This is a genomic window from Aureimonas jatrophae, from assembly GCF_900104035.1.
Taxonomy (GTDB): Bacteria; Pseudomonadota; Alphaproteobacteria; order Rhizobiales; family Rhizobiaceae; genus Aureimonas; species Aureimonas jatrophae.
Genome location: NZ_FNIT01000005.1, coordinates 306,681 through 327,940 on the forward strand (window position 1 = coordinate 306,681; position 21,260 = coordinate 327,940).

A 21,260-nucleotide genomic window follows, 5' to 3' on the forward strand; every position below is an offset into this window, starting at 1 on the left:
CCACGATGAAGCCCGCGATCCTCGGCCTGGCCGTCCTTCTGAGCGGCGCGAGCCTTCCGGCCGCTCACGCCTTCGACCTGACGATCCTGCATATCAACGACTTTCACTCGCGCATGGAGCCGATCGACAAGTACGACGGCCCCTGCTCGCAGAAGGCGGCGGACGAGAAGAGCTGCTTCGGCGGCATCGCGCGCATCGCGACCGCCATCGAGGCGGCGAAAGCGCGTGCGGGCAACGGGCCGACGCTCCTGCTCGACGCCGGCGACCAGAGCCAGGGTTCCCTGTTCTACACCTACTACCGGGACAAGGATTCGGCCGAGATGATGAACCGCCTCGGCTTCGAGGCGATGGCGGTGGGCAACCACGAGTTCGACGACGGCGTGCCCGTGATCCAGGCGTTTGCCAGCGCCGCGAAGTTTCCCATGCTGATGGCCAACGCCGACATGGCGCGCGAGCCGGCGCTTGCCGCATTGGTGAAGCCCTCCACGATCATCGAGAAGAACGGCGAGCGGATCGGCCTCATCGGCCTGACGCCGCGCGACAACCAGGAGCTGACCGCGGCCGGCAAGTCGATCGACTTCCAGGATCCGGTCGAGGCGGCCAAGCGCGAGGCGGCGAGCCTGACGGCACAAGGGATCAACAAGATCATCCTCGTCAGCCATTCCGGCTACGAGGTGGACAAGCGCCTCGCGGCCGAGGTGCCCGAGGTCGACGTGATCGTCGGCGGCCACTCGCACACGCTCCTGTCGTCCACCGACCCGAAGGCCGCCGGTCCCTATCCCACGATGGTGAAGGGACCTTCCGGCGCCGACGTGCCGATCGTCCAGGCCTATGCCTATTCCAAGTATCTCGGCGAGCTGCGCGTCTCCTTCGACGACGCGGGCCGCGTCACGAAGGCGGAAGGCGCGCCGATCCTGCTCGATGCGACGGTCGCCGAAGACGAGACCATCAAGGCTCGCGTCGCCGAACTCGCCAAGCCGCTGGAGGAAATCCGCTCCAAGGTCGTGGCGGAAACGGCGGAGCCCATCGACGGTGCGCGCGAGCGGTGCCGCCTCGGCGAATGCCAGGGCGGCAATCTCGTGGCCGATGCGATTCTCGATCGCACCCGAGACCAGGGCGTGACGATCGCCATGGGCAACGGCGGCAACATCCGCGCCTCGATCGACGCCGGTCCGATCACGATGGGTGAGATCCTGACCGTCCTGCCCTTCCAGAACACGGTCGCGACCTTTCAGCTGACGGGCGCCGACATCCGGGCCGCACTCGAGAACGGCGTCAGCCAGATCGAGGAGACGGCGGGGCGCTTCCCGCAGGTGGCCGGTCTCCAGTTCGACTGGTCGCGCAAGGGGCAGGCGGGTGTCGACCGCATCAAGGCGGTGCGCGTGAAGAACGATGCGGGAGAGTGGGTGCCGATCGACCCGGCGGCGACCTATACGGTCGTGTCCAACAACTTCCTGCGCCAGGGCGGCGACGGCTACAAGGTCTTCGCGGAGAAGGCCAAGAATGCCTACGACTACGGTCCGAACATGGAGGACGTGGTGGTAAGCTACCTGCAGGCGCAGGGCGGCGCCTACAAGCCGCACACGGACGGCCGCATCCGCGAGATCGACTGATCGCCGGATCGCCGCCCCGGGACCTCGCGCACGGCGCGTGGTTCCGGGGCGCATTTCGCGCGCCGATCGGATAGAACCGCCCGGAGCCCGTCAGCGCAAGGAAGCGATACGTATGCTGGAGTTCATCGGCCTTGGCAGCATCCTCGTTGTCGTTCTTCTGTTTGTCGCGCTCGTGGTGGTCGCCTCGACGGTCAAGATCGTGCCGCAGGGCTACAACTATACGGTCGAGAACTTCGGCCGCTACGTGCGCACGCTGACGCCCGGCCTCAACCTGATCACGCCCTTCGTGGAACGGATCGGGCACAAGATGAACATGATGGAGCAGGTCCTCGACGTGCCGACCCAGGAGGTCATCACGCGCGACAACGCCTCGGTCGCCGCCGACGGCGTCGCCTTCTACCAGGTGCTGGATGCCTCGGCGGCCGCCTACGAGGTGTCGAACCTCCAATACGCCGTCCTGAACCTCGTGATGACCAACCTCCGCTCGGTCATGGGCTCGATGGACCTCGACGACCTCCTGTCGAACCGCGACACGATCTCGGAGCGCATCCTGCGCGTGGTGGATCAGGCCGCCCATTCCTGGGGCATCAAGATCACGCGCATCGAGATCAAGGATATCAACCCGCCGAAGAACCTCGTGGACTCCATGGCGCGCCAGATGATGGCCGAGCGCGAGAAGCGCGCCGAGATCCTGGAAGCCGAGGGCAAGCGCAACGCCCAGATCCTCAAGGCGGAAGGGCAGAAGCAGGCGCAGATCCTCGAGGCCGAGGGCAAGCGCGAGGCGGCGTTTCGCGAGGCCGAAGCGCGCGAGCGCTTGGCGGAAGCCGAGGCCAAGGCGACGCGTCTCGTCTCCGAGGCCATCGCGTCCGGCGACGTCCAGGCGATCAACTACTTCGTCGCCCAGCGCTACACCGACGCGCTCGCCAAGATCGCGTCGGCGCCGAACCAGCGCGTCGTCCTGATGCCGCTGGAGGCCTCGTCGCTGATCGGGGCGATCGGCGGCATTGCCGAGATCGCGCGCGCGACCTTCCCGGAGACCGGCGGACGGGCTCCTCCGGCTGCCTTGAGGACACCACCCGCGACGGTGCCGCGGACGCCCAGCTTCGCGGTTCCGGCGCAAGGGGACTGACGCGCGATGACGGCGTTCATGACCAGCGCGGGCTGGTGGATTCTCGGCCTTGTGTTGCTCGGCGCCGAGGTCTTCGCGCCCGGCGTCTATCTCTTCTTCTTCGGCATCGCCGCCCTGGTGATCGGACTCAACGCTCTCGTCGTGCCGGACCTGTCCTGGCAGAGCCAGGTGATCGGGTTCGCGGTGGTCTCGGCCGCCGTCACGCTGATCGGCCATCGTTGGTACGGGCAGCGGCGGTCGGCGCCTGACGCCCTCTCGCGCGAACCCAACCGGGGCGCCGGGCGTCTGGTCGGTCGCCAGGCCGTGGTCAGCGAGGCGATCAGCGGCGGACGCGGCCGGGTCGCGATCGAGGACGGATGGTGGATCGCGGAAGGACCCGATCTCCCGGCCGGGAGTCGCGTACGGGTGACGGGCGTGGAGGGGGCCGTCCTGCGCGTCTCGGCCGAGCCGCCCCCGGGCGCCGAGTGAGCGTTCAGCCGCGTTCGGTCAGAAGCACGCGATGATCGAGCAGGAACTTGGCGAAGAAGGGCAGGCTCGCCGAGCCGACCTCGCGCGCCGACCGACCGATCGTCCCCTCACGCACCCCCACGGGCGACAGGCCCCGCCGCTCCATGCCCGCCAGCGCCTCGCGCACGGCCGCGACGAGGCGAGACCGCACGCCGGCGGGAAACGAGCCGTCGATCACCGCGTCTTCGAAGTCGTAGACGGCGGTGGCCGAGGTAATCGCCTCGGCCAGACCCTGCGCTGCCGTGGCGATCCAGCGGTCGAGGGCCGCTCCGAGGCCCGTCCAGTCCGCATCGCGTCGCCACAGGTCGACGCCCTCGCCCCCCTCGTCCTCCACCATGCGTTCCAGAACATGGATCGAGGCGGCGTGAATCAGCTGAACGCGTCCCTGCCCCTTCGGTCCGGCCACGGGCATGGACCCGAGCGCACCGGCATTGCCGAGGCGCCCCGCCACGAGGCTGCCATCGATCACGATGCCGCCGCCCACGAAGGCCCCGACGAAGAAGTAGACGTAGTCCGCTGAAGGCTGGCGGCCGAAGGCCTGCTCGGCACCGCAGGCCGCCGTCACGTCGTTGGCCAGAAAGACGCTCTCGCCCGTGAGCGCCGCGATCTCGGCGGCCGCGTCGAGATCGCGCCAGGCGTCGAGTTCCTCGAGCGGGGCACCGTTCGCCTCGACCCAAGACCACAGTTCGAAGGGGAGCCCGACACCCAGGCCCGCGATGCGACGGCGCAGCGCGGGAGGCAGCGTCGCGCGCAGGTCGTGCGCGGCTTCCGACACGAAGCGCAGGATATCGTCGCGGCGCGGATAGCGATACAGGATCGCGCGGCTTTCGCGGACCTGCCCGACGAAGTCCATGAGCACCATCTCGCTGGTGCGCCGCCCGAGCTTCAGCCCGAGCGAAAAGGCACCGTCCGGATCGAGGCGCATCGGCACCGAGGGCTGACCGACGCGGCCACGGCGCGGCTCGCCCGACAGCACGAGCCCGTCTCGTTCGAGTTGGCGCATGATCACGGACGCCGTCTGCGGCGAAAGGCCGGACAGCCGGGCGATCTCGCTCTTCGCCAGGGCACCGTGACGGCGAATGAGCGACAGGACGGCCCGCTCGTTGTGCGCCCGCAGGCTGGCCTGATTCGAGCCCCGCAACGTGCCGTCGGGCCCTTCCAACGGCCGCAACGGCTCTATCTCCAACGTCTCCGAGGCCTCTGCCACATCCTTCCTCCCCGTCTCTGGCGGACGTCCGTGCTCCCAAGGGTTCGTCCCTCGGGCTCCGACTGTCAATAAATAAATCCCCGTGAGTTATCGATTGACAAGCTCGTCGGCAGTTTGTCAGATCGGCGCGAAGGATGCGGACGAGGAGGTCCGTATCCGGCGCGACTCGAAAGTCCCCGCTGCGTGCGGGTTTCGGTCGGCCGTCTTCCGGGAGGATGTTCCATCGTGCAGCTTCGTCAGCTTTTTGCGTCCGCCGCCCTGGGTGCGCTGGGTCTTGCCGCCCTGGCCGCACCGGCGACCGCCCAGTCGCCGATCACGGTGTGCCTGATCACCAAGACCGATACCAACCCGTTCTTCGTGAAGATGAAGGAAGGCGCCGAGGCGAAGGCCAAGGAGCTTGGCATCAACCTGCAAAGCTATGCCGGGCGGGTCGACGGCGACTCCGACAGCCAGGTCCAGGCGATCGAAAGCTGCATCGCGGGCGGGGCCAAGGGCATCCTGATCGCGGCCTCCGACACCAAGGGCATCGTGCCGACCGTGCAGAAGGCGCGCGATGCCGGCCTCATCGTGATCGCGCTCGACACCCCGCTCGAGCCCCTGACCTCGGCCGACGCCACGTTCGCCACCGACAACTACGAGGCGGGCGTCCTGATCGGCCAGTGGGCCAAGGCCAAGATGGGCGCTGAAGCCGCGAATGCGAAGATCGCCTTCCTCGACCTCACGCCCCAGCAGCCTTCCGTCGCCGTCCTGCGTGACCAGGGCTTCATGGAGGGCTTCGGCATCGACGTGAAGAACAAGGACGTGGTGGGCGACGAGGCCGACCCGCGCATCGTCGGTCACGACATCACGAACGGAAACGAGGAAGGCGGCCGCCAGGCCATGGAGAACCTTCTCCAGAAGGACCCCTCGATCAACCTCGTCTACACGATCAACGAGCCGGCCGCCGCCGGTGCCTACGAGGCGCTCAAGGGCCTCGGCCTCGCGGACAAGGTGACGATCGTGTCGGTGGACGGCGGCTGCCCGGGCATTGCCAACGTCAAGGACGGCGTGATCGGCGCGACCTCGATGCAGTACCCGCTCAAGATGGCCTCCCAGGGCGTCGAGGCGGTGAAGCGCTTCGCCGAGTCGGGTGCCAAGCCGCAGGCTTCGGAAGGTCTCCAGATCACCAACACGGGCGTCGATCTCGTCACCGACCAGCCTGCCGAGGGCGTGAAGTCCATGGACTCGGCTGCCGCCGCCAAGGCCTGCTGGGGCTGAACCCCGGATGCCACGGCAGGGGACATGATGTCCCCTGAACCCCTCTTCTCTTGAAGAGTGTTCGATCTCGGGCGGGGCCTCCAGCCCTGCCCGAGATCGAAAAGACACATCAAAAGAAGGAAAGGGTCCGGGACTTCATTCCCGGGCGGGGATCGGGGCGGCAGCCCCGCGGCACCCCGAGCCCGACCCGAGCGCCAGGGAGGCCGCAGACATGAGCGAGACGACCCGCAAGGGGAGCGACTTCGAGCAGGGGTTGGCGAACAGCGACACGCGGGTGGCGGATTTCTCCGCGCGCGGTCGCACGCCGCTTCAGCATCTCCAGCACTTCCTGCACGGCAATCCGACCATGGTGCCGGTGATCGTGCTCCTGTTCGGCATCCTGGTGTTCGGCCTCCTGATCGGGGGCCGTTTCTTCAACGCCTTCACGATGACGCTGATCCTGCAGCAGGTGGCGATCGTCGGCATCGTGGGCGTCGCGCAGACCCTGATCATCCTGACGGCCGGCATCGACCTGTCGGTGGGCGCGATCATGGTCTTGAGTTCGGTGATCATGGGCAACCTGGCCGTGGTGAACGGCGTGCCCGCACCGCTCGCCCTCACCATCGGTCTGGCGGTCGGCACGCTGTGCGGCGCCCTCAACGGCTTCCTGGTGGCGCGCGTGCGCCTGCCGCCGTTCATCGTGACGCTGGGCACCTGGTTCGTGTTCGAGGCCATCAACTTCATCTACACGCAGAACGCCACGATCCGGGCCCAGGACGTGGAAGCGGCCGCACCGATGCTGCAGTTCCTGGGGCGCACGTTCCAGATCGGCGGCGCGGTGTTCACCTACGCGGTGGTGGCCGTGCTCGCGCTGGTCGCGCTGTTCTACTACATCCTGAACACCACGGCCTGGGGCCGACACGTCTATGCGATCGGCGACGACGAGGACGCCGCGCGCTTGTCGGGCATCCGCTCCAACCGCGTGCTGATCTCGGTCTACGCGGTGTCGGGGCTGATCTGCGCCTTTGCGGGCTGGGCGCTGATCGGGCGCATCGGCTCGGTCTCGCCCACATCGGGCTACGAGGCCAACATCCAGGCGATCACGGCGGTGGTGATCGGCGGCACCTCGCTGTTCGGTGGCCGAGGCTCGGTGCTCGGCACGCTGGTGGGCGCGCTGATCGTCGGCGTCTTCGCCATGGGCCTGCGGATCTACGGCACCGATCCGCAGTGGACGCGCCTGACGGTGGGCGCCCTCATCATCCTGGCGGTGGCGGCCGACCAGTGGATCCGGAAGGTCTCGGCGTAATGGCACATCTCGGCAACCAGCCCGTGCTGCAGGCACGCGGTCTCTCGAAGCGCTACGGCCGCGTGGTCGCGATCGACAACGCCGACTTCGACCTCTACCCCGGCGAGATCCTGGCCGTGATCGGCGACAACGGCGCGGGCAAGTCGACCCTGATCAAGGCGCTGTCGGGCGCCGTGATACCGGACGCGGGCGAGATCAAGCTCGACGGCCAGCCGGCGACCTTCGCCAATCCGCAGGCCGCGCGCGACGCCGGCATCGAGACGGTCTATCAGCAGCTCGCGCTCTCGCCGGCGCTCTCGATCGCCGACAACATGTTCCTCGGCCGCGAGATGCGTCGTCCGGGCCCGCTCGGCCAGTATTTGCGCATGCTCGACAAGCCGGCGATGCGGCGCATCGCCCGCGAGAAGCTGAACGAGCTCGGCCTGATGACCATCCAGAACATCGACCAGCCGGTGGAAACGCTGTCGGGCGGCCAGCGGCAGGGCGTGGCGGTGGCGCGCGCGGCGGCCTTCGGGTCGAAGGTGCTGATCCTCGACGAGCCGACGGCGGCGCTCGGCGTCAAGGAATCGCGCAAGGTGCTCGACCTCATCCTCGAGGTGCGCTCGCGCGGCCTGCCGATCGTCCTGATCTCGCACAACATGCCGCACGTCTTCGAGATCGCGGACCGCATCCACATCCACCGCCTGTCGAAGCGGCTTTGCGTGGTGGATCCCAAGTCCATCTCCATGTCGGACGCGGTCGCCCTGATGACGGGCGCCAAGACGCCCGAGGCGGAGATGATGGCCGCCTAATCGGACCGCGAGCGAGCGAACGCGAAGACGGGCCGGTCCGGGGACCGGCCCTTTTTCGTTCAGCCCGCCAGCACCTCCAGCGCCGGGGCCTCCTTGGCCCGCATGCGCCGGGCCGCCTCCTCGCCGGCGAAGTGGCAGGCAGCCTCGTGGCCCGCCTCCACGGCGCGCAACTGCGGCGAATCGCTCGCGCAGATCGCCTCCGCGATCGGGCAGCGCGTGCGGAAGGCGCAGCCCGACGGCGGGTTCACCGGCGACGGCGGATCGCCCTGGAGGACGGTGCGCTTGCGCGTCCGGGCGATTGCCGGATCGGGAATGGGGGCGGCCGACAGGAGCGCGCGGCTGTAGGGGTGGGCCGGGCGCTCGAACACGGCGGCGCGCGGGCCCGTCTCGACGACGCGGCCGAGATACAGGACGAGGATCCGGTCGGAGACGAGTCTCACCACCGACAGATCGTGGCTGATGAAGATCAGCGTCAGGCCGCGCCGCTCGCGAAGGTCACGCAGGAGGTTCACGATCTGCGCCTGGATCGACACGTCGAGCGCCGAGACCGGCTCGTCGCAGACGATGAGCTTGGGCTCGGTGACGATGGCCCGCGCGATGCCGATGCGCTGGGCCTGGCCGCCCGAGAACTCGTGCGGGTAGCGGTTGATCATCTCGGGCACGAGGCCGACCTCGGCCATGACGCGTTCGACGCGGGCGCGGCGCTCGGCTCGACCGAGGTTCGGCTCGGCGACGCGCAAAGGCTCGGCGATGATGTCGCCCACCGTCATGCGCGGGTCGAGCGAGGCGATCGGATCCTGGAAGATGATCGACAGGTCGCGCCGCGCCCGGCGCATGTCGGCTGCCGACAGCTCGGTCAGCTCGCGCCCCTGCCACACCACCGAACCTTCCGTCGGCTCGATGAGGCGCAGGATCGAGCGGCCCAGCGTGGACTTGCCGCAGCCGGACTCGCCGACAACGCCCAAGGTCTCCCCTTCGCGAACCGAGAACGAGACGTCGTTCACCGCCTTCAGGGTCTGGGACTTGGCGAACAGGCCCTTGCCGCGCAGGTTGAAGCGGGTCGACAGGTGGCGGACGTCGAGAATGGGCTGGGCGTCAGACATGGGCGAGCGACCCTTGAGCGGCGGTTCCCCGATCGGCCAGCGCGAAGGGCCGCCAGCAGGCCGCACGGCGCGGTCCCGTGCCCTCGCGCGCGACGCGCTCCAAGGGCGGGCGTTCGGCAACGCAGCGCTCGACCGCGGCCCGGCAGCGCGGATGGAAGGCGCAGCCCTTCGGGGGGTGGATGAGGTTGGGCGGGCGGCCGGGGATGGGCTCCACGGTCTCGGCATCGCGGTCGACGCGCGGGATCGAGGCGAGAAGCGCAGCCGTATAGGGGTGGGCGGGGGCCTGGAACACGTCGTCCACCGTCCCCTCCTCCACCACGCGCCCCGCGTACATGACGGCGATACGCGTCGCGACGCCCGCCACCACGCCGAGATCGTGGGTGATGAGAACGAGGGCGGTCCCCGAGCCGGCGGTGGCTTCCGCGAAGAGCTCGAGGATCTGCGCCTGGATGGTGACGTCGAGCGCCGTGGTCGGCTCGTCGGCAACGATGACCTTGGGCGCGCACAGGAGCGCCATGGCGATCACGACACGCTGGCGCATGCCCCCTGAGAGTTCGTGGGGATACTGCTCGATCCGCCGCTCGGCATCGGGAATGCCGACGCGCTTCAGCATCGCGAGCGCCTGACGCTCCGCCTCGCGGCGAGCTACGCCCTGATGCACCTCCAGCGTTTCGGCCAGCTGGCGGCGGATCTTCATGACGGGGTTCAGCGCCGTCATCGGGTCCTGGAACACCATGGCCATGTCGCGCCCGCGATAGCGGTCGAGCTCGCTCGGCTTCATGGCCAGAAGGTTTCGACCATCGAGGCGCGCCTCGCCTTCCGTGCGGCCGTTGCGCGCCAGGAGACCGAACACGCCGTTGAAGGTCTGCGACTTGCCGGAGCCCGACTCGCCGACGATCGCCAGCGTTTCGCCGGCATGGATCGCAAAGTCGACGTCGCTGACGGCCTTCACCTCGCCGTCGGGCGTGGCGAAGCGCACGGAGTAGTTCGCCAGTTCGAGCACCGGCGGCTTGGTCGTGTCAGTCATGGGATCAACGGTCCTTCGGGTCGAAGGCGTCGCGCAGCCCGTCGCCGATGAAGGCAAGCGACAGGAGAAGCGTGACGAGGACGCCGCCGGGGAAGAGGAGAAGCCAGGGCATGATCTCGAGCGTGTCGGCGCCTTCCGAGATCAGCGTGCCGAGCGAGGTCAGCGGCTCCTGAACGCCGAAGCCGAGGTAGGACAGGAAGCTTTCCGTCGCGATGATCTCGGGGATGGTCAGCGAGGCGAAGATCACGACGGGCCCGACGAGGTTGGGCACGATATGGCGGCGGATGATCGCAAACGTCGAGACGCCGGAGGCCCGTGCCGCCTCGATGAACTCGCGCTCCTTGAGGCTCAGCGTCTGGCCACGCACGATGCGCGCCATGGTCAGCCATTCCAGAAGGCCGATCGCGGCGAAGAGCAGGTAGACGTTGCGCCCGAAGATCACCATCAGCAGGATCACGAAGAGGATGTACGGCAGTGCGTACATCACATCGACGAAGCGCATCATCGCCGCGTCCACGCGCCCGCCGACAAAGCCCGACACCGCGCCGTAGAGGATGCCGACAACCACGGAGACGGTGGTGGCGATCAGCGCGACGAGCAGCGAGATGCGCGTGCCGTAGAGCGTCCGGGCAAGAAGGTCGCGCCCGTTCTGATCGGTTCCGAAATAGTGCCCGGTCTCGATCGAGGGTGGCGCGCGGAAGGCGGCCCAGTCCGGCGTCTCGTAGTCGAAGGGGATCAGCCACGGTCCGACGATCGCGACAGCAATGATCAACAGGAAGACGCCCAGCGAGAGCATCGCGGCCTTGTTGCCGGCAAAGCGCCGCACGGCATCGCGCGTCAGCGAGCGCGGCTTGCCGTGCATCGCCTCGGCCTCGTGGGCGATAAAGGGCTCGAGCGCCTCGCGCTTGTCGACGTAGAGGGTCATCGGGCGCGCACCCGCGGGTCGAGCCAGGCGTAGGCGAGGTCGACGAGGAGGTTCAGGACGACGATCAGCATCATGTAGAAGACCACGGTTCCCAGCACCATGCCGTAGTCGCGGTTGAGGGCTGCCTGGATGAAGTAGCGCCCGATGCCGGGAATGCCGAAGATCTCCTCGATCACGATCGAGCCGGTGAGGAGGTAGCCGGCGGCGGGTCCTAGATAGGACACGACCGGGGTGAGCGCGGGCTTCAGCGCGTGACGCAGGATGGTGATGCGCGCGCCCACGCCCTTGGCCTTGGCGGTACGGATATAGTTCGAGTTGAGCACCTCGATCATCGAGCCGCGCATGAGGCGCGAGATGCGTCCGGCATGCGGAAAGGCGAGCACGAAGACCGGCAGGATCAGGTAGGGCAGCGAGCCGTCGCCCCAGCCTCCCACGGGTAGCCAGCCGAGATGGACGCCGAACACGAGTTGCAGGATGGGGGCGACCAGGAAGTTCGGCACCACGACGCCGATCATGATGATCGCGGCGATCAGGTAGTCGGCGCCCCGGTTCTGGTACAGCGCCCCATAGATGCCGGCCGCAAGACCCACGACCACCGCCACCACGAAGGCCGAGCCGCCGAGGATCATGGTGTAGGGCAGGCCGATCGCGATCTGCTGCCCGACCGAGAAGTCGCGCGTCACGAAGGACGGCCCGAGATCGCCCTGCATGAGGCGCCCGAGGTACCGCAGGTACTGCTCCATCAAGGGCAGGTCGAGATTGTAGTGGGCCCGCAGGTTCGCCAGGATCTCCGGCGGAAGGGCGCGCTCGGCGTCGAAGGGACCACCGGGCGCGAGCCGGAGGATGAAGAAGCAGGCGGTGACCGCGATCAGCACCACCGGGATCGCCGTCAGAAGACGGCGCAGGGCAAAGGACAGCATCGGCTCCTCGTATCCCGCTCCCATGGAACGGGTGATGCGCCGCGGCTCGGGAAGCCGCGGCGTCGTGCCGGACGAAGGATGGAGGGTGATCTGCGGGGGACGGCGCTCGCGCGCCGTCCCGTGAAGGCCGTGCCCTACTCGCTCTTGGTGAGCCAGCGGGTGCGGTGGATGTCCTTCACGTTGTCCTCGAACCCTGCGATCTTGGGCGAGACCACGTTGTGGGTCGCGTAGTAGTAGATCGGGATCGCGGCCGTGTCGTCCAGAGCGATCTGCTCGGCCTGCTTCAGGACGCCGGCGCGCGCCGTCATGTCCTGCATCGACTGAGCCTGGGTCAGAAGCTTGTCGTAGTCCGGGTTCGACCACTGACCGTAGTTCATCTCGATGCCCGTCTTGAGGAGATCGAGGAAGTTGGTCGGATCGTCGTAGTCCGCGAGCCAGCCGGCGCGGCCGACCGCGAAGTCGCCCTCCCGCAGGTCGGCATAGTGGACCTTGGTCTCGGCGTTGATCAGCTCGACCTCGACGCCGAGCGGCTTCCACATGGCAGCGATGGCGACAGCCAGACGACGATGGTTGTCGTCGGTGTTGTAGCGAAGCTGAAGCTTGAGCGGGTTGGAGCTGTTGTAGCCCTCGCCCTCCAGAAGCTTCTTGGCCTCCGCCGTCTTCTCGTTCTGCGGCATGTCCTTCCACGCGACGTAGGCGGGACCGCCCTGGTAGTTGGCGATGCCTTCGGGGACCCACGAATAGGCCGGAAGCTCGCCGGTACCCAGGATCTGCGGGCCGATCACCTCACGCACCACCGCCATGGAAAGCGCCTTGCGCACGTTGGCGTTGTCGAGCGGCGGCTTGGTGGAGTTCAGGACGTAGTAGTAGAGGCCGGCAAACGGCGTCACGTGTGCCTGGCCCGGCGCGTTCTCCTGCAGCCACTTGTACTGATCGGCCGGGAAGGAGGTCAGGATGTCGAACTCGCCCGCGCGATAACGGCGCAGCGCGGCCGCCTGGTCCTCCAGCGTGAAGAAGCGCGTGCCGTCGATCTTGAGCGAGTTCGCGTCGTACCAGTTCGGGTTCTTGGCCGTCTGGACGTGGGAGCCCGGCACCCATTCGGTCGGGACATAGGGTCCGTTGGTGACGATGTTGCCGATCTGGACCCACTCGTTGCCCTTGGCCTTCACGACATGCTCGGGCAGCGGATAGGCAGTGTAATGGGTGAGCGCGCCCAGGAAGAAGGGCGTCGGGTTCTCGAGCGTGATCACGACCGTCTTGGCGTCGGGCGCGGTGACGCCGAGCTGCGCCATGTCGGCCATCTTGCCGGTGTTGATCGCCTCGGCATTCTTGATCGGGTACTGCAGGTAGGCGTACTGCGCCGCCTCCTTGGGATCCATCAGGCGGCGGAAGGCGAACACGAAGTCCGACGCCTTGACCGGCTCGCCGTCGGACCACTTGACGTTGTCCTTGAGCTTGAACGTGTAGGTCAGGCCGTCGTCCGAGATCGTCCAGCTCTCCGCCATGCCGGGGATCGGCTGGGCCTGCGCGTCCTCGGTGACGAGGCCCTCGAAGATGTCGCCCGCCACGCGGTTCTCCCAGTCGCCCGACAGGCGCTGAGGATCGAGCGAGGTGACGTCGCCACCGTTCTGAAGGTTGAGCTGGGCGGCGTGGGCGCCGCCGACCGCGAGCAGAGCGGCAATCGAGACGGCACCGAAGAGCGAGCGAACGGACTGGTTCAAGCGGGTTCCTCCGAAATTGCGAAGGCCGCCTTAGGGCGGCCGGAAGCGGCCATCAACCACCGCTAGGCCCCGTTTGTCCAGTTACAAACCGCCGCATTCCCAGGCACCAAGCCGGCCAGCCCTAATTTAAGGCAGCAATCCTGACCTATTGGAGCGCTCCGCAAACAATCGCGCGGTAAGCTTGGTCACCCTCCTAATCCCGGCGTCGTCACGTACGAAAAAGGGGGCCGAAGCCCCCTCGTCCCGTTTTCGATCGCGCCGGTCTCAGCTGGCCAGACGCGTGGCGAAGAGGGCCAGACCCTGCTGGTAGACGGTGGCGCGGTTCCAGTCCTGCAGGCGGCCGTAGTTGGGCTCGCCCGGATTGTAGCCGGCGCCCGCGATCCAGCCATGCTGCTTCAGGAAGTTCGCCGTGGAGGCGAGAACGTCGGCCTTGGAGCGGATCAGGTCGCGTCGGCCATCGCCGTCGAAGTCCACCGCGTAGCGCAGGTAGTTCTTGGCCAGGAACTGCGTCTGGCCGATCTCGCCGGCCCAGGCCCCCTTCATGTCGGAGGCGCGCTTGTCGCCCCGATCCACGATCTCGAGGGCCGCCAGCAGTTCCTCGGTGAAGAAGTCCGAGCGACGGCAGTCGTAGGAAAGCGTCGCCAGCGAGCGGAAGATGTTCATGTTGCCGGAGTTCGCGCCGAAGCCGGTCTCCATGCCCCAGATCGCGACCAGCACCTCCTTCTGGACGCCGTAGCGCTGCTCGATGCGGTTCAGGAGGGCGGCGTTCTGCTGGATGATGCCCTTGCCCTTGCGCACGAACGAGGCGGGCGCGCGGCGCTCCATGAAGGCGTCGAGCGAGAGCTTGAAGCTCTTCTGGTTGCGGTCGAGGCCGATGACCTTGGAGTCGTAGGTCACGCCGCCGAGCGCGGACTCGATCGTGCCCTGCGAGATGCCCTGCGATGCGGCCTGACGCTTGAACGAGGCGAGCCAGGGGGCGAAACCGGCAGCGTTGCTGCCGCAGCTCTGGGCCAGAGCCGGGCCTGCCATGAGCAGGGCGACGCCGGCGACGGCGAGACGGAAGGCGGAGGGACGCATGGCATCGTTCCTTGATTTGCGTTGCGGCCGCCCGACCCTGTCGGCGGGAGGCGTCGAAACGAGGGGCGGGCCGGCAAAGGACGGACCGGTCGAGTCCGGTTCGTCGCGATGTTTCGGCCATAATGGCAAAGAAAGCGTTTGTATGGCGCGAAACGCCACAAGCATCGCGCGACGCAGCGCGCTCCGGCGTTCACGCTTGCGCGAGACGACCGGTCCACGATGCCCTGTCACCTGTGACGCGGGCGCCTATGATCCGTGCAAGGACACGAGGAGAACCACGCCATGTTCATCGCCATGAATCGCTTCAAGGTCGTGAAGGACGGGCTCGACGAGTTCGAGACCCTTTGGCGGAACCGCCAGTCCAACCTTCACACCGTTCCCGGCTTCCAGGAGTTCCACCTCCTCAAGGGACCCGAGCGGGACGACCACCACCTCTACTCCTCGCATACGATCTGGGTGTCGCGCGAAGCCTTCGAGGACTGGACGCGCTCGGAGGCTTTCCGCGCCTCGCATCGCGGCGCGGGGGGCACGCGACCGCTCTATCTCGGCCATCCCGAGTTCGAGGGCTTCGAGGTCATCCAGACGGTGGACCGGGAGGGGCGCGCATCCTGACGCCGACGTCTCACGCGGGGGCGTCGGCGCCTCCGCTGCCTCGCTGGTCGAAGTCGTGGCGCGAGGCCTCGATCGACCCATGGTGGCGCAACGCCCAGTCGCCCAGCGCCGCCACCGGCTCGCGCAGCGAGTGGCCGAGCGGCGTCAGCGCGTAGTCGACGCGCGGCGGAATGGTGGGCGTCACGGTGCGCGTGACGAGCCCGTCGCGCTCCAACCCCCGCAAGGTCAGCGTGAGCATGCGCTGCGAGATGCTGCCGACCCCGCGCTTGAGTTCCGAGAAGCGCTTGGGTCCGTGGCTGAGGAGCATGACCACCAGAACGGACCATTTGTCGCCGATGCGCGACAGGACGCCGCTGACGACGCGGCAACGGTCGGGCGTGGCGAGCTCGTCTCGCGTCGCCTCGGCGGCGGCCGGTATCATCCCTGTGCCTTCTTGCGTGTCCATGCGACCCTCACCTAATGGGTGCGGTAACAAAACCATACCGCATCATCGTTGAAAAGCGGAGGCGGCGCCCGAGGCGCCGCGACCGCGAAAGGATCTCGTCATGAAGTCGATCGGCTTCCTGTCCTTTGGGCACTGGACCCCCTCTCCCCAGTCCGGCACGCGCTCGGCGGCCGACGTGCTTCTCCAGTCGATCGATCTGGCGGTGGCGGCTGAGGAGCTCGGGGCGGACGGCGCCTATTTCCGCGTCCACCATTTCGCGCGCCAGCTCGCCTCGCCTTTCCCGCTGCTGGCGGCCGTGGGCGCGCGCACCCAGCGCATCGAGATCGGCACCGGCGTCATCGACATGCGCTACGAGAACCCGCTCTACATGGCCGAGGATGCGGGTGCGGCGGACCTCATCTCCGGCGGGCGCCTGCAGCTCGGCATCAGCCGCGGGTCGCCCGAACAGGTCGTCGACGGCTGGCGCCACTTCGGCTACGCGCCGCAGCCGGGCGAGAGCGACGCCGACATGGGCCGCCGCCATGCCGAGGTCTTCCTGCAGGTCATCAAGGGCGAGGGCTTCGCCGAGCCGAGCCCGCGTCCGATGTTTCCCAACCCGCCGGGGCTCCTGCGGATCGAGCCCTACTCGGACGGCTTGCGCGAGCGCATCTGGTGGGGCTCGGCCTCGAACTCGACCGCCGTCTGGGCGGCGCGCATGGGCATGAACCTCCAGAGTTCGACGCTTAAGGCGGACGAGACGGGCGAGCCGTTCCACGTGCAGCAGGCCCGGCAAATCCGGGCCTATCGCGACGCCTGGAAGGAGGCGGGCCACACGCGGACCCCACGCGTTTCGGTTTCGCGCTCGATCTTCCCGATCCGCGACGATCGCGACCGGGCCTATTTCGGACGCGGCAAAGACTCCGATCAGATCGGGGTGATCGACAACATGCGCGCTGTGTTCGGCCGGTCCTATGCGGACGAGCCGGACCGGCTCGCCGAGGAGCTCCGGCGCGACGAGGCGATCGGGGAAGCGGACACCGTTCTCCTCACCGTGCCCAACCAGCTCGGCGTCGCCTACAACACGCATGTGATCGAGGGCATCGTGAAGGACGTCGCGCCGCTCGCAGGCTGGCGCTAGCAAAACCGAAGGCCGGGCGTCTCTAGTCCGTCCGGCCTTTCGCCGCACGCAAGGGCCAACCGCCGGGCCGCGCCGCCACGATCTCGACCGCGTCGCCGACCGTCAGACGGCCGCCGGAGCGCGGCACGGCGTTCCAGCCGAACAGGGCGCCCGGCGCGCGCGGATCGGCCGAGCGGCGCAGGCGCGCCAGTGTGGCCAGCGGCTCCGGCCCCTCGCGGGTCCCGGTGTCCTGATCCGTGGTCGTCACGACGCATCGGGCGCATGGCTTCACGAGGTCGAACAGGACGTCGCCCACACGGATCGTCGCCCAGCCGTCATCCGCAAAGGGCTCGGCGCCTTGCAGCACGAGGTTCGGTCGGAAGCGGCTCATCGGCACGGCCTCGGCACCGGCGGTGACGATCTCGCGGTTCAGCCCCCGCAGCGACTCCTCGGTCGTGATCAGAAGCGGAAACCCGTCGGCGAAGCCGACCGGTGCGTCGCGGTCGAGCCATTCGCGCGAGACGATCCGGCGTGACATGTCGTCGAAGTGAACGAGACGCAAGGAACGCCCGAACCAGCGCGACAGCGCCGCATCGTCCTCCGGCGCGGCGCCGGCTGCCTCCACCTCGTCGCCCCAGATCCGCACCGCAAGGCGCCGCACCCCGTCAGGCGTGGCAACGAAGCGCTCGCCGCCCTCCGGCAAGGAGAGATGCAGCCCGTCCGCGTCGCTCTGGACATCCAGAAGCGCCAGTTCCGGCATCTCGCGTTGCGAAACGAACCGGCCGGCGTCGTCGACCAGCATCCAGCGCCGGTCGCCGGCCAGACCTGCGAGACCGAGCGTCGCGTCCTCCCGGGTGGCACCGCGCGCGCCCTTCACCGGATAGACATGGAGCGAGGCGAGACGCAGCATACCCGAACTACTCCGCCGCGAGCGGCTTGACCCAGAGCGAACGCGAGGGGATGCGGCTCGTGTCGCAGCGCTCGGCATACCGGCGCGCGACGCTCACGACCTCGTCCATCAGCCCGTCCGACAGGCGCGTCGGCTCGAGGCCGAGGCCGATCAGCGTATCGTTGGCGACCACGAGGTCGTTCTCGGCCATCTCCTTGCGCGGGTTGCCCTGCAGCGCGACCGGAACGCCGGTCATCTCGGAGACCATCTGGGCGAGGTCGCGCACGCGGTGCGTCTCGGTCATCTGGTTCATGATGCGCACCCGCTCGCCGCGCGTCGGCGGCGACTGGATCGCGAGCGCGATGCAGCGCACCGTGTCGCGGATGTGGATGAAGGCCCGCGTCTGCCCGCCGGTACCGTGCACCGTCAGCGGATGGCCGAGCGCGGCCTGGCACAGGAAGCGGTTCAGCACCGTGCCGTAGTCGCCGTCGTAGTCGAAGCGGTTGACGAGGCGCTCGTCGAGGTCGGTCTCGGGCGTCGACGTTCCCCAGACGATGCCCTGGTGGAGGTCGGTGATCGAGAGCGCGTCGTTCTTGGCGTAGTAGAGGAAGAGCAGCTGATCCAGCGTCTTCGTCATGTGGTAGATCGAGCCGGGATCGGCGGGGTAGAGGATTTCGACGTCGGCCTCGGCGCCCGCCGAGCGCAGCGTCGCCTCGATGTAGCCCTCGGGAATCGTCATGCCCTTGGTCTTGCCGTAGCCGTAGACGCCCATCGTGCCGAGATGCACGAGGTGGGCGTCGGGACAGGCCTCGACCATCGCGCAGAGCACGGCGCTGGTGGCGTTGACGTTGTTGTCCACGGTGTAGCGCTTGTGCCAGGGCGACTTCATCGAATAGGGCGCGGCGCGCTGCTCGGCGAAGTGGACGATGGCGTCGGGCCGCACGTCGCGGAAGAGCTGCTCCAGCCGGTCGTAGTCCTTGGCCACGTCGAGCTCGACGAAGTCGATCGGCGTGTTGCGCGTCTCGCGCCAGGCCTGGAGGCGGTCGCCGATCGGGCGGATCGGGGTCAGGCTCTGGACGCCGAGTTCCTCGTCGGTGCGCCGGCGCACGAGGTTGTCCACGATCGTCACCTCGTGGCCCTCGGCCGAGAGATGAAGCGAGGTTGCCCAGCCGCAGAAGCCGTCGCCGCCCAGCACTATGACCTTCATGCGTCCACCTTGACTCCGGCTCGGGGCTCCGGCCATGGCGCCGGCAGGCAGGCCGACGGGGCTTTCGAGCATGCCAGAGAGGACAAGCTCTTGAAATCCCGGCCGCTTGGCTGTTGAAGCCCCCTTCTCGACGGCTGATGCCCCAGCCGTCCGCCGAGTGCAAGCGCCCGGCGCCCCCAAGCGACGGTTCCCCACCCTTCCATGCGAATCCTGATCGCGACCGACGCCTGGACGCCACAGATCAACGGTGTCGTGCGCGTCTTCCAGGTGACCGCCGAGCATCTGCGCGCGTTCGGACACGAGGTCGAGGTCGTGGGGCCGGATCGCTTTCCCCTGACACTGCCCGCTCCCGGCTATCCGGAGGTGCGGCTGGCGGTGGCGCCCGGACGCCGTCTCGCCCGCCTCATCGAGGCGTTCCGGCCGGATGCGATCCACGTGCCGGTCGAGGGACCGATCGGGCTGGCCGCACGGCGCTACTGCCGGCGACGCGGCATCCCGTTCACCACCTCGTTTCACACGCGGTTTGCGGACTACTTTGAGAAGCGTCTGGGGCGTGGCGGGAGCCTCGCGCTCGCCGCGCAGCGCTGGTTCCACCGGGGCGGGCGGGCGATCATGGTGCAGACCGACACGCTGGAGCGTCAACTGACGGCGAGCGGCTTCGGGCCGGTTCGTCGCTGGGGCCGCGCGGTCGACACACAGGGTTTTCGCCCGCTACGGGACGAACCGGACTTCGACGCGGACTTCCTCGCCCTGCCGCGCCCGATCTTCCTGTATCTCGGCCGCGTCAGCCCCGAGAAGAACCTCGACGCCTTCCTGGGCCTCGACCTGCCCGGCTCCCGGGTCGTGGTCGGCGACGGCCCGGCGCTTGCGACCCTGCGGGCGCGCTATCCCGCCGTTCACTTCCTCGGCTACCGGACGGGCCGCGACCTCGCGCGCCATTTCTCGGCGGCGGACGTTTTCGTGTTCCCTTCGCGCTTCGAGACCTTCGGCCTCGTGGTTCTGGAATCCTTGAGCTGCGGCACGCCCGTTGCCGCGCTGCCGGTGCCCGGGCCGCTCGACATCCTCGGGCCTACGCCCCTGGTGGCCCGGCTGTCGGAGGACCTGCGCGCGGCGGCGCTGGACGCGCTCTCGATCGATCGCGAAGCCTGTCGACGCTTTGCGGAGGGCTTTTCCTGGGAGGAGTGTACGCGCGAGTTCGAGCGCAACCTCGAGCTCATCCCCGCCGCGACCTGGGACGCACCGATCCGCGGGTGAGCGCCGACCGCTTGCGGACGCGTCCGGGTTGCCGCCATGATGGGGCCGTTGGCCCGATCACAGGAGGATGCTTGCACCGCTCCGCTTCCCGTCCGACGCCCGAGCGCCCCGCGCTGCGGGTCGGCTTTCTTCTGGCCCACAACTTCACCCTGTCGGCATTCTCGCTGTTTGTGGACGCGCTGCGCCTGGCGGGCGACGAAGGCGACCGCTCGCGGCCGATCCGCTGCGCCTGGAGCGTCATGGGCGCGACCTCGCAGCCCGTGCGCGCGTCCTGCGGCGTGACGGTGTCGCGAACCGGCGGCTTCGAGGACCCGCGCGGCTTCGACTACGTGGTGGTGGTGGGCGGCCTCCTTCACGGCGGCGAGGCGATGGACGAGGCGTCGATCGCCTACCTGCGCACGGCGGCCGCCAGCGGCGTGCCGCTGGTCGGCGTGTGCACCGGCTCCTTCGTGCTCGCGCGTGCCGGGCTGATGCGCGGCCGGCGCTGTTGCGTTTCGTGGTACCACCATGCCGACTTCGAGGCCGAGTTCCCCGACGGCGAGGCCGATGCCGACCGTCTCTTCGTGGTGGACCGCGATCGGATCACCTGCGCGGGCGGCTCGGGCGTGGCGGATCTCGCGGCCCATCTCATCGAGCGGCATGTCGGTCCGGCCGCCGCGCAGAAGTGTCTGCACGTCCTCCAGCTCCAGAACGCGCGCCATGGCCACGACGCGCAGCCGCACGGCGGCGCGGTGCCGGGCGGCGACGACCGCGTGCGCCGGGCCGTGCTTCTTATGGAACAGCACGTCGCCGAGCCTTTGTCGGTGGAGGCGATCGCCCATCGGCTCGCGCTGTCGTCGCGCCAGCTGGAGCGCCTGTTTCAGGAGACCGTCGGCGCAAGTCCCGCGGTCGCCTATCGGCAGCTGCGCCTCTCCTATGCCCGCCGTCTCCTCGAGACGACGCGCAAGAGCGTCACCGAGATCGCGGTCGAGGCCGGCTTCTGCGACGGGGCCCATTTCGCGCGCCAGTTCCGCGCCTATTTCGGTGTGGCGCCACGGGACGTGCGCACGGAAGGCGGCCGTCCCGTTCTGCCCGGTGCAGCGGCACTCAGCCTAAATACCGGGCGAACCTTGGAAAACCTGCAGTAGGCGTTGCGAACTTTCCGTTGCAATTCGCCGTTCGCTGTCGGTTTTCTACCCGCCGGTGTCCGATATGG

Annotated in this window: 20 protein-coding genes; 10 read left to right on the forward strand and 10 right to left on the reverse strand. The window is 68.3% G+C overall.

What is annotated here, in order from left to right; genetic code table 11:
• Positions 1 to 5 precede the first annotated feature (5 nt).
• From BLQ76_RS13225 to BLQ76_RS13235, 3 genes are all read left to right on the forward strand, one after another.
• A complete protein-coding gene (locus BLQ76_RS13225; protein ID WP_090673968.1) occupies positions 6 to 1,613 on the forward strand; it encodes a bifunctional metallophosphatase/5'-nucleotidase in 1,608 nt (535 codons plus the stop codon).
• A gap of 112 nt (positions 1,614 to 1,725) precedes the next feature.
• A complete protein-coding gene (locus BLQ76_RS13230; RefSeq protein WP_090673971.1) occupies positions 1,726 to 2,742 on the forward strand; it encodes an SPFH domain-containing protein in 1,017 nt (338 codons plus the stop codon).
• Positions 2,743 to 2,748: 6 nt separating this feature from the next.
• Positions 2,749 to 3,210, forward strand: a complete 462-nt coding sequence (locus tag BLQ76_RS13235; protein WP_090673973.1) for an NfeD family protein — start codon at positions 2,749 to 2,751, stop codon at positions 3,208 to 3,210.
• Positions 3,211 to 3,214: 4 nt separating this feature from the next.
• On the opposite strand, the gene BLQ76_RS13240 is transcribed toward BLQ76_RS13235, so the two are convergent.
• Positions 3,215 to 4,456 (reverse strand): ROK family transcriptional regulator, encoded by a 1,242-nt coding sequence (locus BLQ76_RS13240; protein ID WP_342028259.1) that lies wholly within the window; start codon positions 4,454 to 4,456, stop codon positions 3,215 to 3,217.
• A 225-nt stretch (positions 4,457 to 4,681) separates the two neighbouring features.
• Here BLQ76_RS13240 and BLQ76_RS13245 point away from each other — a divergent pair, with 225 nt between their 5' ends.
• The 3 genes from BLQ76_RS13245 (at position 4,682) to BLQ76_RS13255 (ending at position 7,789) form a co-directional block, all read left to right on the forward strand.
• Entirely contained in the window at positions 4,682 to 5,713 is a 1,032-nt protein-coding gene (locus BLQ76_RS13245) for a sugar ABC transporter substrate-binding protein (protein WP_090673977.1), read from the forward strand.
• Positions 5,714 to 5,924: 211 nt separating this feature from the next.
• Positions 5,925 to 6,998 carry an ABC transporter permease gene (locus tag BLQ76_RS13250; RefSeq protein WP_090673979.1) on the forward strand — a complete coding sequence of 358 codons (1,074 nt, stop codon included), beginning with the start codon at positions 5,925 to 5,927 and terminating at the stop codon, positions 6,996 to 6,998.
• Positions 6,998 to 7,789, forward strand: coding sequence for an ATP-binding cassette domain-containing protein (locus tag BLQ76_RS13255; protein ID WP_090673981.1), 792 nt, complete (start codon positions 6,998 to 7,000; stop codon positions 7,787 to 7,789). The genes BLQ76_RS13250 and BLQ76_RS13255 overlap by 1 nt, the downstream gene beginning before the upstream one ends.
• A 59-nt stretch (positions 7,790 to 7,848) precedes the next feature.
• On the opposite strand, the gene BLQ76_RS13260 is transcribed toward BLQ76_RS13255, so the two are convergent.
• The 6 genes from BLQ76_RS13260 to BLQ76_RS13285 all read right to left on the reverse strand — a co-directional run bounded on the left by BLQ76_RS13260 (position 7,849) and on the right by BLQ76_RS13285 (position 14,562).
• Positions 7,849 to 8,892, reverse strand: a complete 1,044-nt coding sequence (locus BLQ76_RS13260) for an ABC transporter ATP-binding protein (protein ID WP_090673983.1) — start codon at positions 8,890 to 8,892, stop codon at positions 7,849 to 7,851.
• On the reverse strand, positions 8,885 to 9,919 hold the full coding sequence (locus BLQ76_RS13265) for an ABC transporter ATP-binding protein (RefSeq protein WP_090673986.1): 1,035 nt from the start codon (positions 9,917 to 9,919) through the stop codon (positions 8,885 to 8,887). Before BLQ76_RS13265 ends, BLQ76_RS13260 begins: the two co-directional genes overlap by 8 nt.
• A 4-nt stretch (positions 9,920 to 9,923) precedes the next feature.
• Positions 9,924 to 10,844 (reverse strand): ABC transporter permease, encoded by a 921-nt coding sequence (locus BLQ76_RS13270; RefSeq protein ID WP_090673989.1) that lies wholly within the window; start codon positions 10,842 to 10,844, stop codon positions 9,924 to 9,926.
• Entirely contained in the window at positions 10,841 to 11,764 is a 924-nt protein-coding gene (locus tag BLQ76_RS13275) for an ABC transporter permease (RefSeq protein WP_090673991.1), read from the reverse strand. The genes BLQ76_RS13270 and BLQ76_RS13275 overlap by 4 nt, the downstream gene beginning before the upstream one ends.
• A 134-nt stretch (positions 11,765 to 11,898) precedes the next feature.
• The gene (locus BLQ76_RS13280; protein WP_090673993.1) at positions 11,899 to 13,485 is read right to left on the reverse strand and encodes a peptide ABC transporter substrate-binding protein; all 1,587 of its coding nucleotides are present in this window, start codon (positions 13,483 to 13,485) and stop codon (positions 11,899 to 11,901) included.
• Between the two features lie 264 nt (positions 13,486 to 13,749).
• Complete coding sequence (locus BLQ76_RS13285; RefSeq protein ID WP_090673995.1) at positions 13,750 to 14,562, reverse strand: lytic murein transglycosylase; 813 nt, start codon at positions 14,560 to 14,562, stop codon at positions 13,750 to 13,752.
• Positions 14,563 to 14,844: 282 nt separating this feature from the next.
• Here BLQ76_RS13285 and hmuQ point away from each other — a divergent pair, with 282 nt between their 5' ends.
• Positions 14,845 to 15,174, forward strand: coding sequence for a heme-degrading protein HmuQ (gene hmuQ, locus BLQ76_RS13290; RefSeq protein ID WP_090673997.1), 330 nt, complete (start codon positions 14,845 to 14,847; stop codon positions 15,172 to 15,174).
• A 10-nt stretch (positions 15,175 to 15,184) separates the two neighbouring features.
• Here hmuQ and BLQ76_RS13295 read toward each other — a convergent pair whose 3' ends face one another.
• A complete protein-coding gene (locus BLQ76_RS13295; RefSeq protein ID WP_425285163.1) occupies positions 15,185 to 15,619 on the reverse strand; it encodes a winged helix-turn-helix transcriptional regulator in 435 nt (144 codons plus the stop codon).
• A 100-nt stretch (positions 15,620 to 15,719) separates the two neighbouring features.
• Between BLQ76_RS13295 and BLQ76_RS13300 the strand changes: the two genes are divergently transcribed.
• Positions 15,720 to 16,736, forward strand: a complete 1,017-nt coding sequence (locus BLQ76_RS13300; RefSeq protein WP_090674001.1) for an LLM class flavin-dependent oxidoreductase — start codon at positions 15,720 to 15,722, stop codon at positions 16,734 to 16,736.
• A gap of 22 nt (positions 16,737 to 16,758) precedes the next feature.
• Here the strand turns inward: BLQ76_RS13300 and BLQ76_RS13305 are convergent, their stop codons facing one another.
• Positions 16,759 to 17,625: an MOSC domain-containing protein gene (locus BLQ76_RS13305; RefSeq protein WP_244519611.1), complete on the reverse strand. Its 867-nt coding sequence runs from the start codon at positions 17,623 to 17,625 to the stop codon at positions 16,759 to 16,761.
• Positions 17,626 to 17,632: 7 nt separating this feature from the next.
• Positions 17,633 to 18,811: an NAD-dependent epimerase/dehydratase family protein gene (locus BLQ76_RS13310; protein WP_090674006.1), complete on the reverse strand. Its 1,179-nt coding sequence runs from the start codon at positions 18,809 to 18,811 to the stop codon at positions 17,633 to 17,635.
• A 201-nt stretch (positions 18,812 to 19,012) separates the two neighbouring features.
• Between BLQ76_RS13310 and BLQ76_RS13315 the strand changes: the two genes are divergently transcribed.
• Together BLQ76_RS13315 and BLQ76_RS13320 are read left to right on the forward strand one after the other, a co-directional pair.
• Positions 19,013 to 20,065, forward strand: a complete 1,053-nt coding sequence (locus BLQ76_RS13315) for a glycosyltransferase family 4 protein (protein ID WP_090674010.1) — start codon at positions 19,013 to 19,015, stop codon at positions 20,063 to 20,065.
• A 71-nt stretch (positions 20,066 to 20,136) separates the two neighbouring features.
• Entirely contained in the window at positions 20,137 to 21,192 is a 1,056-nt protein-coding gene (locus tag BLQ76_RS13320) for a GlxA family transcriptional regulator (protein WP_210285938.1), read from the forward strand.
• Positions 21,193 to 21,260 lie beyond the last annotated feature (68 nt).

What these genes read in the sequence shown, in the direction of transcription:
- BLQ76_RS13225 (WP_090673968.1), top strand. Translation starts at nt 6, where the DNA reads ATGAAGCCCGCGATCCTCGGCCTGGCCGTCCTTCTGAGCGGCGCGAGC.
- BLQ76_RS13265 (WP_090673986.1), bottom strand. Translation starts at nt 9,919, where the DNA reads ATGACTGACACGACCAAGCCGCCGGTGCTCGAACTGGCGAACTACTCC.
- BLQ76_RS13275 (WP_090673991.1), bottom strand. Translation starts at nt 11,764, where the DNA reads ATGCTGTCCTTTGCCCTGCGCCGTCTTCTGACGGCGATCCCGGTGGTG.
- BLQ76_RS13260 (WP_090673983.1), bottom strand. Translation starts at nt 8,892, where the DNA reads ATGTCTGACGCCCAGCCCATTCTCGACGTCCGCCACCTGTCGACCCGC.
- BLQ76_RS13305 (WP_244519611.1), bottom strand. Translation starts at nt 17,625, where the DNA reads ATGCTGCGTCTCGCCTCGCTCCATGTCTATCCGGTGAAGGGCGCGCGC.
- BLQ76_RS13300 (WP_090674001.1), top strand. Translation starts at nt 15,720, where the DNA reads ATGAAGTCGATCGGCTTCCTGTCCTTTGGGCACTGGACCCCCTCTCCC.
- BLQ76_RS13310 (WP_090674006.1), bottom strand. Translation starts at nt 18,811, where the DNA reads ATGAAGGTCATAGTGCTGGGCGGCGACGGCTTCTGCGGCTGGGCAACC.
- BLQ76_RS13235 (WP_090673973.1), top strand. Translation starts at nt 2,749, where the DNA reads ATGACGGCGTTCATGACCAGCGCGGGCTGGTGGATTCTCGGCCTTGTG.
- BLQ76_RS13295 (WP_425285163.1), bottom strand. Translation starts at nt 15,619, where the DNA reads ATGGACACGCAAGAAGGCACAGGGATGATACCGGCCGCCGCCGAGGCG.
- BLQ76_RS13250 (WP_090673979.1), top strand. Translation starts at nt 5,925, where the DNA reads ATGAGCGAGACGACCCGCAAGGGGAGCGACTTCGAGCAGGGGTTGGCG.
- BLQ76_RS13255 (WP_090673981.1), top strand. Translation starts at nt 6,998, where the DNA reads ATGGCACATCTCGGCAACCAGCCCGTGCTGCAGGCACGCGGTCTCTCG.
- BLQ76_RS13315 (WP_090674010.1), top strand. Translation starts at nt 19,013, where the DNA reads ATGCGAATCCTGATCGCGACCGACGCCTGGACGCCACAGATCAACGGT.
- BLQ76_RS13230 (WP_090673971.1), top strand. Translation starts at nt 1,726, where the DNA reads ATGCTGGAGTTCATCGGCCTTGGCAGCATCCTCGTTGTCGTTCTTCTG.
- hmuQ (WP_090673997.1), top strand. Translation starts at nt 14,845, where the DNA reads ATGTTCATCGCCATGAATCGCTTCAAGGTCGTGAAGGACGGGCTCGAC.
- BLQ76_RS13285 (WP_090673995.1), bottom strand. Translation starts at nt 14,562, where the DNA reads ATGCGTCCCTCCGCCTTCCGTCTCGCCGTCGCCGGCGTCGCCCTGCTC.
- BLQ76_RS13270 (WP_090673989.1), bottom strand. Translation starts at nt 10,844, where the DNA reads ATGACCCTCTACGTCGACAAGCGCGAGGCGCTCGAGCCCTTTATCGCC.